At 41.0% G+C, this 12,962-nt stretch carries 11 protein-coding genes and 1 tRNA gene; 3 read left to right on the plus strand and 9 right to left on the minus strand.

What is annotated here, in order from left to right; genetic code table 11:
• Positions 1-475 precede the first annotated feature (475 nt).
• The 4 genes from AXK38_06185 to AXK38_06200 form a co-directional block, all read right to left on the minus strand.
• Positions 476-2,701, minus strand: a complete 2,226-nt coding sequence (locus tag AXK38_06185; GenBank protein ID AMH88855.1) for a cell division protein FtsK — start codon at positions 2,699-2,701, stop codon at positions 476-478.
• 166 nt (positions 2,702-2,867) lie between these two features.
• Positions 2,868-4,820, minus strand: coding sequence for a PTS fructose transporter subunit IIC (locus AXK38_06190; GenBank protein AMH88856.1), 1,953 nt, complete (start codon positions 4,818-4,820; stop codon positions 2,868-2,870).
• Positions 4,817-5,728: a 1-phosphofructokinase gene (locus AXK38_06195; GenBank protein AMH88857.1), complete on the minus strand. Its 912-nt coding sequence runs from the start codon at positions 5,726-5,728 to the stop codon at positions 4,817-4,819. Before AXK38_06195 ends, AXK38_06190 begins: the two co-directional genes overlap by 4 nt.
• Positions 5,725-6,465 carry a DeoR family transcriptional regulator gene (locus AXK38_06200; protein AMH88858.1) on the minus strand — a complete coding sequence of 247 codons (741 nt, stop codon included), beginning with the start codon at positions 6,463-6,465 and terminating at the stop codon, positions 5,725-5,727. The genes AXK38_06195 and AXK38_06200 overlap by 4 nt, the downstream gene beginning before the upstream one ends.
• Before the next feature lie 161 nt (positions 6,466-6,626).
• Between AXK38_06200 and AXK38_06205 the strand changes: the two genes are divergently transcribed.
• Positions 6,627-6,714: transfer RNA gene (locus AXK38_06205), tRNA-Ser, on the plus strand.
• A 134-nt stretch (positions 6,715-6,848) separates the two neighbouring features.
• On the opposite strand, the gene AXK38_06210 is transcribed toward AXK38_06205, so the two are convergent.
• Together AXK38_06210 and AXK38_06215 are read right to left on the minus strand one after the other, a co-directional pair.
• Complete coding sequence (locus tag AXK38_06210; protein AMH88859.1) at positions 6,849-7,688, minus strand: integrase; 840 nt, start codon at positions 7,686-7,688, stop codon at positions 6,849-6,851.
• Entirely contained in the window at positions 7,664-8,200 is a 537-nt protein-coding gene (locus tag AXK38_06215; protein AMH88860.1) for a transposase, read from the minus strand. The genes AXK38_06210 and AXK38_06215 overlap by 25 nt, the downstream gene beginning before the upstream one ends.
• A 164-nt stretch (positions 8,201-8,364) precedes the next feature.
• Here AXK38_06215 and AXK38_06220 point away from each other — a divergent pair, with 164 nt between their 5' ends.
• Complete coding sequence (locus tag AXK38_06220; GenBank protein AMH89648.1) at positions 8,365-8,496, plus strand: hypothetical protein; 132 nt, start codon at positions 8,365-8,367, stop codon at positions 8,494-8,496.
• Positions 8,497-8,718: 222 nt separating this feature from the next.
• Here AXK38_06220 and AXK38_06225 read toward each other — a convergent pair whose 3' ends face one another.
• From AXK38_06225 to AXK38_06235, 3 genes are all read right to left on the minus strand, one after another.
• Positions 8,719-9,306: a glutamine amidotransferase gene (locus tag AXK38_06225; GenBank protein ID AMH88861.1), complete on the minus strand. Its 588-nt coding sequence runs from the start codon at positions 9,304-9,306 to the stop codon at positions 8,719-8,721.
• Positions 9,307-10,182, minus strand: a complete 876-nt coding sequence (locus AXK38_06230; GenBank protein ID AMH88862.1) for a pyridoxal biosynthesis lyase PdxS — start codon at positions 10,180-10,182, stop codon at positions 9,307-9,309. It lies immediately after the preceding gene.
• A 151-nt stretch (positions 10,183-10,333) separates the two neighbouring features.
• Positions 10,334-11,713: an NADH oxidase gene (locus tag AXK38_06235; GenBank protein ID AMH88863.1), complete on the minus strand. Its 1,380-nt coding sequence runs from the start codon at positions 11,711-11,713 to the stop codon at positions 10,334-10,336.
• A gap of 308 nt (positions 11,714-12,021) precedes the next feature.
• Here AXK38_06235 and AXK38_06240 point away from each other — a divergent pair, with 308 nt between their 5' ends.
• Entirely contained in the window at positions 12,022-12,945 is a 924-nt protein-coding gene (locus tag AXK38_06240) for a thiamine biosynthesis protein ApbE (protein AMH88864.1), read from the plus strand.
• Positions 12,946-12,962: the final 17 nt, after the last annotated feature.

The raw sequence follows: 12,962 nt of genomic DNA on the forward strand, positions 1-12,962 counted from the left end.
ATGAGTACAAAAACTCCCCTTATAGTGGACAGTGAAAAACAAACATTCACTAGAAACTATAGGGGAGTTTTTGTATATCTAAAAGAAATTCTAAACCTGTTTTAGCTTGATATATAGCAGATTGAAATAAGATGTGAACAAATCTGTTGAGGAATCCAAATCCATGTCATGCTTTAAAAATCATTTTGTACTATTCTAGATTCAATTAATTATACATCATAGATAAATACTCTTCAAACCGCGTCATCGTCGCCTTGCCGTACGTATGTTACTGACTTCGTCAGTTTTATCTGCAACCTCAAAGCTGTACTTTGAGCAACCTGCGACTAGTTTGCTATTTGATTTTTGTGCAGCATCAATCATCAATTTTAGTATAGAAAAAAGCCATCAAATGATGACCTTATAAGTAAACTCCAACGATTGTCCTCTCCAAGTTTGTCTTTTATTAAACTCACTATAGGTGACAGAGAGAAATTTATTGTTGTAACACTTTTCGAGGTTTGGTACCTTCAGCTGGACCGATGACACCTGCCATTTCCAGTTCTTCCATAAGGCGGGTCGCACGGTTAAAGCCAACTGATAAACGACGCTGAATCATGGACGCACTGGCTTTCTGGGTTTCGATAACCAAAGCCTTGGCTTCTTCAAAAAGCGGATCTCCACCAGATTCACCATCTGAAAATTCTCCGTCATTTTCAGAAACCTCACCTGGATCAAAACTCTCATCATAGTCCGCATCTGCCTGAGCCTTGATGAAGTTTACAATGCGTTCGACATCATCATCTGAGATAAAGGATCCTTGCAGACGAACTGGATGATTTTCATCAATCGGTTTAAAGAGCATATCCCCTCGGCCAAGCAGTTTTTCTGCTCCATTTTCATCCAAAATCGTACGAGAGTCTGTACCAGATGAAACTGCAAACGCCACACGAGATGGGACATTGGCCTTGATCAGACCAGAGATGACATCAACGGATGGACGCTGGGTTGCAAGAATCATGTGGATCCCGGCAGCACGCGCCTTCTGTCCAAGACGGATAATAGCATCTTCCACTTCCTTACTGGCTACCATCATGAGGTCAGCCAACTCATCCACAATCACAACAATGAGTGGCAGTGGAACCTGCTTGTATTCGGACTGAGCATTGAACTCTTCTACCTTGGCATTAAAGCCTGCAATATTACGAACCCCCACCTTGGCAAAGAGTTCATAACGGTTTTCCATTTCATCCACAACCTTTTGCAGAGCCTTGCTAGCCTTGCGTGGATTGGTCACAACTGGAATCAAGAGATGGGGAATATCATTGTAAACAGATAACTCAACCATCTTGGGATCGACCATCATAAATTTGACTTGATCTGGTCTCGCCTTCATGAGAATGCTAGCGATAATTCCGTTAACTGCTACTGACTTCCCTGAACCCGTTGAACCTGCGACGAGCAAGTGAGGCATTTTAGAAAGGTCAAAAGCTCTTGCTGTGCCATTAACCGCCTTTCCTAAAGGAATTTCCAAGAGATTTTCTGCTTTCGTTTGAGACTGTTCCCATAGTTCGCGGAAGGACACAGTCGCAATTTCAGAGTTAGGAACCTCGATTCCAACGAGAGATTTCCCTGGGATTGGAGCTTCAATCCGGACATCCTTAGCAGCCAAGGCTAGAGCGAGGTCATCTGCTAGATTGGAAATGCGGTTAACCCGTACACCAACTGCTGGCTTGACTTCATACTTGGTCACTGATGGGCCAATTTCAGCCCGTTCAACTGTCACCTTGATACCAAAGCTGGCAAAAGTTTCTTCTAGGATTTTGATATTTTCCCGGACAATTTTCTTCTCTTTAGACTGGTCTTTGGGTTTATCAGGTGCAAAGAGTTGTAAACTTGGAAGTTTGTATTCAAGAGCCTCCTTAGCTGAAAAATCAACCTGTACCTCTTCATCATCAGAGCTATCTTCCTGATTGGGGAATTCAAGTTCAGCTTGAGGCAGGATGATTTCTGGTTCCACCCACTCTTCTTCAGGCATAGGTGGAAAATCCTGAACGGCTTCCTCTATCAAAATTTCACCCGTTTCCATATCGACAGGAGGCAAATCGAGTAAGGTTTTCTCAGCGACTTCTTTTTCTAATCTAGCCTCTTCCTCAGCCTTTTGACGAGCTTTTTCTTCTTGTTTGACAAAGCGTTCCTCTTTTCGACGCTCATGCCCTTCCCGCCATTTGGCAAAGCCTCTACTGAAAAATTCAGCAATATCGTAAACAGACCAAGGGCTAACTAGGAGAGCACCTGCTAAAATCAAGATAACACCAATAAAGTAAGTACCGATATTTGAAAAGAGAAAGGCTGTTGGCACATAGAGTCCAACACCAATCAAGCCTCCACCAGCAAAACTGGTCGTTCGAAAACCAGTCAAATCAGTCACAACCTGAGCCATGGTTCCTTGTAGAACGGACTTGTCCAAACCATATTTCCAAACTAAATAGGCCTCAAAAATCAAGAGCAAGCCAGCAAATATGGTGAAAAATCCAGATAAGAGTCCTTCCTGTTTTCGTATCCACTTGAAAAAGAAGAGGTAGAGCAGGATACCAAATATTGCCAGATAAGCTAGGCTACCCACCAGCAAGCGAATTAAATTGTAAAGGGTGATACCTGCAGCCCCTAATTTAAAGGCTGCGAAAATCAATAAAATCGTGATTCCAAGCGAAATCAACATTCGTTGAATCGCTTCTTTTCTTTCGAGTTCTGCTTTAGACGGTCTCCGTCTTGTTTTACTTGTATTCTTGTTTGCCATTCTTCTATTATACCATATTTCAAATCCATTTCGGAAAGAGAAAAAGACTGCACCGAACGGTACAATCTTTTCATTTTACATCTAATTTTTATGCTTGTGGTTTGCGTAGGTAACCATAAACCACACCACTTACAATTGCTCCTACCAAGACAGAGGCAAGGTAAAGAAGGGCATTAGAAGTAAGGGCGATAACGAAGATTCCTCCGTGTGGAGCCATGAGTTTGATTCCAGTAAGACCAACGAGTCCGCCTGCTACTGCTGAACCAAGGATGAAGCTTGGAATCGCACGAGCTGGGTCAGCGGCACCAAATGGAATCGCTCCCTCAGTGATAAATGACAAGCCCATGATGATATTTGTCAAACCAGAGTTGCGTTCTTCCTTAGTAAATTTATCTTTGAAAAGAAGCGTTGCGACAAAGATTGCAAGCGGTGGCACCATTCCTCCAGCCATAACTGCTGCCATGGCTACAGAACCACCTGAAGAAACAGTCGCTGCAAGCGTACCTGTACCAAATACATAAGCCGCTTTGTTGACTGGTCCACCCATGTCAACAGCCATCATTCCACCAAGGACGATACCGAGAAGGACAGCTGAACCGCCTCCAAGACCGCCTAGGAAGTCATTCATAGCAGTGTTGATTGCTGCCATTGGAATGTTGACAGCTAGCATGACAAATCCTGTCAAGATTGTTCCAAGAAGTGGCAAGAGAAGGATTGACTTAGCACCTTCAAGGGAACGAGGAACCTTAACGTATTTCTTGATAGCAAGGATCAAGGCACCTGCGATAAATCCACCCACAAGGGCACCTAGGAAACCAGATGAGACACCTGCAAGAGTTGAAGTTGCTTCACCACCTGCAGCATAAGGGATTTTACCAAAGGCAAAGCCTTCTTTTGCAATAGCACCAGCCACGAAACCTGCTACCAAACCTGGTTTTTCAGCGATAGAGTAAGCAACATAACCTGCAAAGACTGGAAGCATCAAACCAAAGGCTGCACCACCGATTTTCATGAACATAGAAGCTAGTTCATGGTAAGAACCAAGATTGCCAAGATTTTCATTTGGAACACCCAAAGCCCCATCAATCAAGAAAGCAAGGGCAATCATGATACCACCACCGATAACGAATGGCAACATTTGAGATACACCACTCATCAAGTGTTTGTAGAAGGCACCACCAAGGCTTTGTTTTTCATTGCTTGCGGTTGTAGCTTTTGCTCCATTAGCAGCACGGTAAACTTCAGCATCCCCAGAAAGAGCCAAGTTGATCAACTCTTCTGTCTTACGGATACCATCAGCCACTGGACGATTGATCAATGGTTTGCCATCGAAGCGATCCATTTCAACAGCCTTGTCTGCTGCGATGATAACAGCTGTAGCCTTGCGGATATCTTCTGCTGTCAATTGGTTACCAACACCACTGGCACCGTTGGTTTCAACCTTGATCCCAACACCCATTTCAGCAGCCACTTTTTGAAGGGCTTCTTGGGCCATGTAAGTGTGGGCAATACCTGTCGTACAAGCTGTAACAGCTACGATAAAGTCACCAGTTTCATTGGCAGGCGCTTGAACAGCCTCCCCAGCTTTTTCTGAAGCTTGGTCAAAAAGTTCGATGACTTGATCAGCTGATGTTGCTTGGCGAAGTTTGTCAGCAAAACCGTCTTTCATCAAGTATTGAGACAATTCTGCCAAGGCAGCCAAGTGAGTGTCATTGGCACCTTCTGGAGCTACAATCATAAAGAAGAGGTCAGTTGCTTGCCCATCCAAGCTCTCATAGTCAACACCCTTGTTTGACTTAGCAAAGAGAACAGTCGCATCTTTGACAGCAGCATTTTTGCTGTGGGGCATAGCGATTCCATCACCCAAACCTGTAGAAGTCAAAGCTTCACGTGCCAAAATACCTTCTTTAAATGTTTCAAAATCTGTCACATAACCGTGATCTACCAAGCTTTTAATCATCTCTTCGATAACAGCTGTTTTTTCAGTTGCTTGCAAATCCAGCAACATGACTTCTTTTCTCAATAGGTCTTGAATTTTCATCGTTTTTCTACCTCAACTTTTTCATATGTTTCTTTAATAAATTCTGCCGTTGCCAAGTCATCTGAGAATGTCGTTGCTGTTCCACAAGCAACTCCCCATTTGAAGGCTTCTACTGCATCTTTGGATTTGACAAATTCACCTGTAAATCCAGCGACCATAGAATCACCAGCCCCAACTGAATTTTTGACTGTTCCTTTGATTGGTTTAGCGAAGTAAGCTCCCTCAGATGTAACAAGAAGGGCACCGTCACCAGCCATAGAGATAATGACGTTTTGAGCACCTTTAGCCAGTAACTCACGAGCGTATTTCTCAATTTCATCTAAACTTTCAAGTTTAACCCCAAAAATCGCTCCAAGTTCATGATTGTTCGGCTTGACCAAAAGTGGCTGGTAGTCCAAACTATCAATTAAGGTCTGTCCTTCAAAGTCACAAACCACTTGCGCATCCGTTTGACGCGTCAAGGCAATCAAATCCTTATAGATGACATTGCCTAGATTTTTAGCACTCGAACCCGCAAAGACAACTGTATCTTCTGCTGTTAAACTAGACAAAATAGCTTTCAACTCTTCTAACTGGGCTGGTTCGACATTTGGACCCGTTCCGTTGATCTCTGTTTCTTGGTTTGCTTTAATCTTGACATTGATGCGAGTATCTTCTGCTACTTGGACAAAACGTGTCTCGATTTCTTCCTCTGCCAGAGTATCTGTGATAAATTTACCAGTAAAACCACCGATAAATCCAGTTGCTGTATTGGGAACATCTAAGCGTTTCAAGACACGACTGACATTGATTCCTTTCCCACCAGCAAACTTATCATCACTATCCATTCGATTGACACTACCGACTTGGACTTGGTCCAAACGAACGATATAGTCAATGGATGGATTGAGTGTGACTGTATAAATCATACTTCTATTACCTCCGTTTTCTCCTTAATAACCTGCAAGAGCTCATGCCCTTGACTTGTGATAACAATAGCTCGTTTGAGTGGTGCCACCTTGGCAAAGCAAGTTTGTCCAATTTTAGACGAATCCACCAAGACATAGGTCTGTTTGGCATTCTCTAAAATAGCACGCTTAACAGCTCCCTCCTCCATATCAGGAGTCGTATAATAACCATCGTCCACACCATTCATCCCGATAAAGGCACGGTCAAAGTGCAATTGATTAATCTGGTTGAGAGCAACGCCACCGATGCTCGCATCTGTCGCCATCTTGACACTTCCTCCAACCATGACAGTTGGAATCTGCTTTTCAACCAGCTGAACCGCATGGTGAATAGAGTTGGTCACAACTGTAACATTCTTATTAACCAATTCATGAATCAAAAAAGCAGTCGTTGTTCCAGCATCGATAAAGATGACATCTTGTTCCTTGATGAGAGAGGCCGCCTTCTGAGCCAGCAACTTCTTCTCTTGAAGGTTTTTGACAGATTTTTCTTGAATGGTTTCTTCTTCCTGCAAAGAATGGGGTAATTCTGCTCCACCATGCACGCGACGAAGCTTGTTTTCTGCTTCCAACTCATCCAAGTCTCTTCGAACCGTTGATTCTGAGGTCTCTAGCAAACTAACTAATTTTTCTAGAGAAACTACATGATGTTGATTTAACTCCTCTAAAATCAGTTGCTTCCGCTCTGTTTTTAACACTGAATTACCTCCTGTTATCGTTTACACTATTCATTCTATCATACTTCCTTTCAAAGTCAAGCATTTTTTATCATTTTCTTTCAAAATCTATCATTTTTCTTATTTCTAGAATTTTTATTGCAAGATAAGAGCCTTTATGGTAGACTATTTGAGTAAGTATTGGAAGATTACTCAAGAGGCTTAAGAGGCCGTGTTGGAAACGCGGTAGGCGTGTAACAGCGTGCGTGGGTTCGAATCCCATGTCTTCCGTGGAAAATTACCAGAAACTGGGCAAAAACTCAATTTCAGTAGAAACTGAAGTAAATCTTCCCACAAAAAATGCATAGTATCAAGTTTTTTCAACACCTGATACTGTACTGACCCCCAAAAGTTAGACAATTAATTTAAGCAAAGGATTTAGTTCTGTATTGGACAGGACTAAGTCCTTTTAGTTTTACCTTAATTCGTTTGTTGTTGTAGTAATCGATATAGTCTATAATGGCTTGTTCCAATTGATTAAGTGATTTAAAGTTTTTCTCATGGCCATAAAACATTTCGGATTTTAAAATGCCAAAGAAAGATTCCATCATACCGTTGTCTGGGCTGTTGCCCTTACGTGACATGGATGCTTGAATTCCCTTACTCTCTAGGAACCGATGATAAGAATCGTGTTGGTATTGCCAACCTTGATCACTATGGAGAATCGTATTCTCGTAGTATTTCTCTGTGAAGGCCTGTTCCAACATCGTTTTTACTTGTTCTAAATTAGGAGAACAAGAAAGATTAAAAGCAATAATTTCGCTGTTAAAGCCATCTAAAACAGGCGATAAATACAATTTCTGCGTGCTATTTGGAATGGCAAACTCTGTCACATCCGTATAACACTTTTCCATTGGTCTCGATGCTTCAAACTGGCGTTGAATGAGATTCTCTGCTTTCTTGCCAATCTCTCCTTGGTAGGAAGAATACTTTCGTTTACGGCGAATTCGAGCACTTAAACCAAGGATTTTCATCAGACGTTGGACCTTCTTATGGTTTACTATATGACCACGATTCCTCAATTCAAGAGTTATTCGGCGATAGCCATAATTTCCTTTGTGCTCAGTAAAAATAGCTTGAATTTCAGCTTTAAGATCTTTATCTTTGTCAAGCCCATCTAGTTCCTTCAACTGATAATAGTAAGTTGAGCGAGGTAAACGAGCCACTTCAAGAAGTAAATCTAGTCGAAATCCTCCTGAAGCCATTTCTCTAATTGTCTCTGCCTTTCTCGCTGTATGGTTTCGTCCCTGTCTTCCAGCTCTTTTAACTTTTTTAAGTAAGCCACCTCAGTACGTAAGCGTTCATTCTCCTCTTGGAGTCGCTCTAGTTCTGTCATTTCATCCCAAGTTTTCTTCCGTTTACGTCCCATTTTAGTTGATCTCCCTCTTGTTTTCTCAACAATAGTATACCCGTTTTTCTTGTATTGTGCTAGCCAATTAAGAAGTATCGTACGACTTGGGAGGCCGTATTCAAGAGAAACTCTATCTTTAGTCCAGCCTTCATGTAAGACTTTATGAATCATTTCTTGCTTTAAATCAGGAGAATAGTAACGATTTTTTCCTTTTTTGACGAACTCTATTCCGTAACGATCAATCAATTTAATCATGTACCTAATATTAGAATTGTTGATCCCAAATTTATTTGAAAGCTTCTCTATGCTATATCCTTGTTTTCTAAGTTCATAGATCTGAACTTTATCATCATAAGTTAATTTCATAATAAAAACACCCCAAAAGTTAGATTTTTTCTGTCTAACTTTTGGGGTGCAGTTCAATACTATGCGTTTTTTTGATTTTAAAGACTTTTTCCAGCCCCGTTTTTTGCTATTTTCGAAGTGATCTTTTTGACCAGTCCTATACATCATTTTTATACTCAACGAAAATCAAAGAGCAAACTAGGAAACTAACCGCAGGTTGCTCAAAACACTGTTTTGAGGTTGTAGATGAAACTAACGAAGTCAGTAACCATACTTACGGCAAGGTGAAGCTGACGTGGTTTGAAGAGATTTTCTAAGAGTATTAAGGAGGATAGAATAGTATTTTAACTCCATCCTCTAAAGTGCCTTTCAATAAAAGACACTTGAACACCATATTCAGTATATAAGCTTTATACCCTAAGTCAAAACGATCATTCTTTTCTAATTTATCGTAAATAAATATAAATTCACAGAATGCTGTCAGATGACTTAAAAATGATTTTTTGGAAAAAGCGAATCGAAACTTGATTTATCACTTTTTATTCCACTATCTTTTCTTTACACATATTGATAAAGTACTGGTGCAAACGCACATCATCAGTCAATTCTGGATGAAAAGAAGTTACCAACATATTTTTTTCTTGGGCTGCAACGATTTGATCTTCAACTGTTGCTAGAATTTCTACACCCTCTCCAACACTGCTGATAATCGGACCACGAATAAAAGTCATTGGAATCTTACCAACTCCCTTACATTCTGCTTCCGTATAGAAACTCCCTAGTTGGCGCCCATAGGCATTGCGCTCGACCACCATATCCATAGTTCCAAGATGACTTTCTTTCTGAGAAATGATTTCCTTAGCCAGCAAAATCAAGCCAGCACAGGTTCCAAACACTGGTAAGCCAGATAGAATTTCTTCTCGGATAGGAATCAACATGTTCTGGTCACGTAAGAGCTTGCCCATGGTTGTAGATTCCCCACCAGGTAATATCAAACCCGACAAGTCACTCTGATCTTGCTGAAAATCATCTAGATTTCTGATTTCAACACTCTCGACACCTAATTGATCTAGTACTTTTGCATGTTCTGCAAAGGCACCTTGCAAAGCCAATATTCCGATTTTCATCTATTTTCCTCGCTCAGCCATGAGAATTTGGATTTCATTTTCATTGATACCAACCATGGCTTCTCCTAAATCTTCAGAGATTTGAGCTAGGATTTGAGGATTACGGAAGTTAGTCACAGCCTTAACAATAGCACTCGCTCGTTTAACAGGATCTCCTGACTTGAAAATACCTGAACCGACAAATACACCTTCTGCCCCTAATTGCATCATTAGCGCAGCATCTGCTGGCGTTGCAACACCTCCAGCCGCAAAGTTTACAACTGGCAATTTTCCATGTTCATGAACATATTGAACCAATTCTACAGGAACTTGCAAGTCCTTAGCAGCAACATAAAGTTCGTCCTCACGTAGATTTTGAATGCGGCGAATTTCCTGATTCATCATTCGCATATGGCGAACAGCTTGGACGATATCTCCTGTACCTGGTTCTCCTTTTGTACGAATCATAGAAGCACCTTCAGCGATACGACGCAAGGCTTCACCCAAATCCTTAGCACCACAGACAAAAGGAACTTGGAATTCTTTCTTGTCCACATGGAAACGGTCATCAGCTGGAGATAGAACTTCACTCTCATCGATATAGTCAATTTCAATAGCCTCTAAAATCTGAGCTTCCACAAAATGCCCGATTCTGACCTTGGCCATTACTGGAATGCTAACCGCTTCTTGGATTTCCTTAATCATCTTTGGATCACTCATACGAGAAACACCACCAGCTGCACGAATATCAGCCGGAATTCGTTCCAAGGCCATAACAGCTGCCGCACCAGCTGCCTCTGCAATACGGGCCTGTTCAGGATTTTGCACATCCATAATAACCCCGCCTTTAAGCATCTGTGCCAAGTTTTTATTTAGTTCATAACGATTTTCAGTCATTTGTTTTATCCTCATCATTTGTATTGGTAGCTACTATTTCATTTTAAGTCAGATTAGAAGGAATCACAAGATAAAAAAAGGATAATTGTGTGGGTACAGATTAGTTAAAAAACTATCTGACCGTTAATCAGGGCCAGATAGTTCATCATTTTTATTTTTCAGCTGTGAGGGCAGCCATTGTGATGTAGTTGTATGGTTTGTTGAAGTGTGGCAAGAAGAATAGGTCTGTCAATGCCAATTTATCAATTGTTACATGCTCTTGGATAGCAAGTGAGAACATGTGGATTCCCATACTGATTGCAGAATCGTGTGAAACCATTTGTGCACCAAGAATTTCACGGCTATCTTTATCAAAGACAATCTTGATTGCTACTTCATGGTTATCATGTTTCATGAATTCTGGTTTTTGAAGATCGTTAAAGCCTGTTTCAGTTGCATTGTAACCTGCTGCTTTAGCTTTTTCAAGAGTCAAACCAGTTGAAACCATGTGAAGACCGTAGATAGAGATACCGTTTGAACCTTGAACACCGATTCCTTCCAATTCATGTCCACAAGCGTTGTATGCACCAACGATACCAGTACGAACAGCATTTGAAGCAAGAGCGATGTAGCTTGTGTCTTTACGAGCGTTGTCATAAACAGTCGCACAGTCACCTACTGCGTAAACACCTGGGATAGATGTTTCTTGTTTCTTGTCTACAAGGAAGGCACCGTTACGGAAGAGTTCAATCTTACCATCAGCAAGGGCAGTGTTTGGACGGAAACCAACTGCAAGAACAACCATATCCACGTCAAAGCTTTCTTTGTCAGTAATCAAGCGTTCAACTTTACCGTCACCCTCGATTGCTTTAACAGTTTGACCAAGTGCCAAGCGGATGTTGTGGTCTTCCAAGTTCTTCGCCATCATTTGTGTGAAGTCTTTGTCATAGTAGCCGTTCAAGACAGTATCAACGATATCAACAAGGACAACTTCTTTTCCAAGACGCTCAAAGGCTTCAGCAAGTTCAACACCGATGTAACCACCACCAACAACGGCGATACGGTCAAGGTGCTTGCTCTTGTCAGCAAGCTTATTGATAACTTCTTCAGCGTTTTGGTACAATTTAACGAATTGTACGTTTTCAAGAGTTGCTTTAAATTCGCGGTTCCCTTTAACAATTTCAACACCTTCGATTGGTGGCAAGATTGGTGTAGAACCTGTAGCGAAAATCAATTTCTCGTATGATTCTTTGTGCTCTTTTCCTTCAACTTCTGCTGTAACTACTTTGTTATCGTAGTCGATTGAAAGAACAGGTGAGTTCATGTAAACTTTAGCACCTTTTGCTTCCAATTTTTCTTTATCAGAATAGAACAAGCCTTCAGCACCATCAATTTGTTCCCCAATCCAAAGGGCCATTCCACATCCTAGGAAAGAGATGTTAGAGTTTTGGTCAAATACAACGATTTCGTTCTCATTTCCAAAATTATCCAACATAGTATTAATACATGCTGTACCAGCGTGGTTAGCACCAACTACAACGATTTTACTCATAGAAAAATTCCTACCTTCAATTTTAAATTTACTCTTCTAGTATAACATTTACTGTTAGCGTTTACAAGAGTTTTGCTAATTTTCCCGATTTTTTTGTAAAAAAATGTAAATAATCTGTATTTTATCAGCCTTTCTTACAATTACTCTTTATTTTCTGAGCATATTTCTTGACATCTTTACAAATTTTATTTGTGAAAACGCTGACTTTATGGTATGCTAGTATCATGGAAAGAAAATGTAAGGGGTTAAATGTAATATAAATTTACTATATTTCAGCCTTCTTTTCACAAGAGAAAGGAGTTGGTAGCTTGCCTCTTAGTTCACATTCCGAACGGCTAATGGGGACTACTATCACTATTTCATTAGTAGATGAGCAAGCAGATAGCTTGCTCCAAAAATCCTTTGATTTGCTCAAAGAGTTAGAATACCGCTTCAATGCCAATAGCCAAGAGTCTGAGTTGATGGAAATCAATCATCAAGCTGGAATAGCTCCAGTCAAAGTTCATCCTGATTTGTTTGAATTGATTTCACTTGGATTAGATCATAGCTTAGCGCCCTCTAGCCACCTAAACATCAGTATTGGTCCACTAATTCAAACTTGGCGCATCGGTTTTTCAGATGCCAAAGTTGCCCAACCTCAGGAAATCGAAGAGGTTCTCCCTTTAATCAATCCTCATTATATCGAGTTAGATTCTTCTACTTCTACTGTGTTTCTAAAACAGAAAGGAATGAAGATAGACCTAGGTTGTTTAGCCAAGGGTTATAGTGCCGATAAGGTTGCCCAATTTCTTAGAGAAGAGGGAGTAACATCTGCCTTGATTAATCTGGGAGGGAATATCCTGACCATTGGAAAAAATCAGGCAAGAGGAAATCAACCTTGGCAAATCGGGATTCAAGACCCAGCTAATCCGAGGGGAAATCACTTAATGACCATCCCTGTTGTCGATAAATCTGTCGTGACTTCAGGCATTTATGAACGTCACCTGACTGTCGATGGAAAAGACTACCATCACATTTTTGACAGCCAAACAGGCTATCCTGTTGAAACGGAACTTGCTAGTCTAACAATCATCTCTGATAAATCAGTCGATGGTGAAATCTGGACAACTCGTCTCTTTGGAGAAAGACCCGCTTCTATCCTCTGGCAAGTCGAAAGTTTGGAGGGTATCGAAGCTATCCTCATCGATAAAGAAGGTCACCTAAGCTGCTCTTCAGGAATTCCTACTCTATAGAAACAAATATTTCAATG

The organism is Streptococcus mitis (genome assembly GCA_001560895.1).
Taxonomy (GTDB): domain Bacteria; phylum Bacillota; class Bacilli; order Lactobacillales; family Streptococcaceae; genus Streptococcus; species Streptococcus mitis_Q.

What these genes read in the sequence shown, in the direction of transcription:
- AXK38_06230 (AMH88862.1), bottom strand. Translation starts at nt 10,182, where the DNA reads ATGACTGAAAATCGTTATGAACTAAATAAAAACTTGGCACAGATGCTT.
- AXK38_06225 (AMH88861.1), bottom strand. Translation starts at nt 9,306, where the DNA reads ATGAAAATCGGAATATTGGCTTTGCAAGGTGCCTTTGCAGAACATGCA.
- AXK38_06215 (AMH88860.1), bottom strand. Translation starts at nt 8,200, where the DNA reads ATGAAATTAACTTATGATGATAAAGTTCAGATCTATGAACTTAGAAAA.
- AXK38_06235 (AMH88863.1), bottom strand. Translation starts at nt 11,713, where the DNA reads ATGAGTAAAATCGTTGTAGTTGGTGCTAACCACGCTGGTACAGCATGT.
- AXK38_06195 (AMH88857.1), bottom strand. Translation starts at nt 5,728, where the DNA reads ATGATTTATACAGTCACACTCAATCCATCCATTGACTATATCGTTCGT.
- AXK38_06190 (AMH88856.1), bottom strand. Translation starts at nt 4,820, where the DNA reads ATGAAAATTCAAGACCTATTGAGAAAAGAAGTCATGTTGCTGGATTTG.
- AXK38_06185 (AMH88855.1), bottom strand. Translation starts at nt 2,701, where the DNA reads ATGTTGATTTCGCTTGGAATCACGATTTTATTGATTTTCGCAGCCTTT.
- AXK38_06210 (AMH88859.1), bottom strand. Translation starts at nt 7,688, where the DNA reads ATGGCTTCAGGAGGATTTCGACTAGATTTACTTCTTGAAGTGGCTCGT.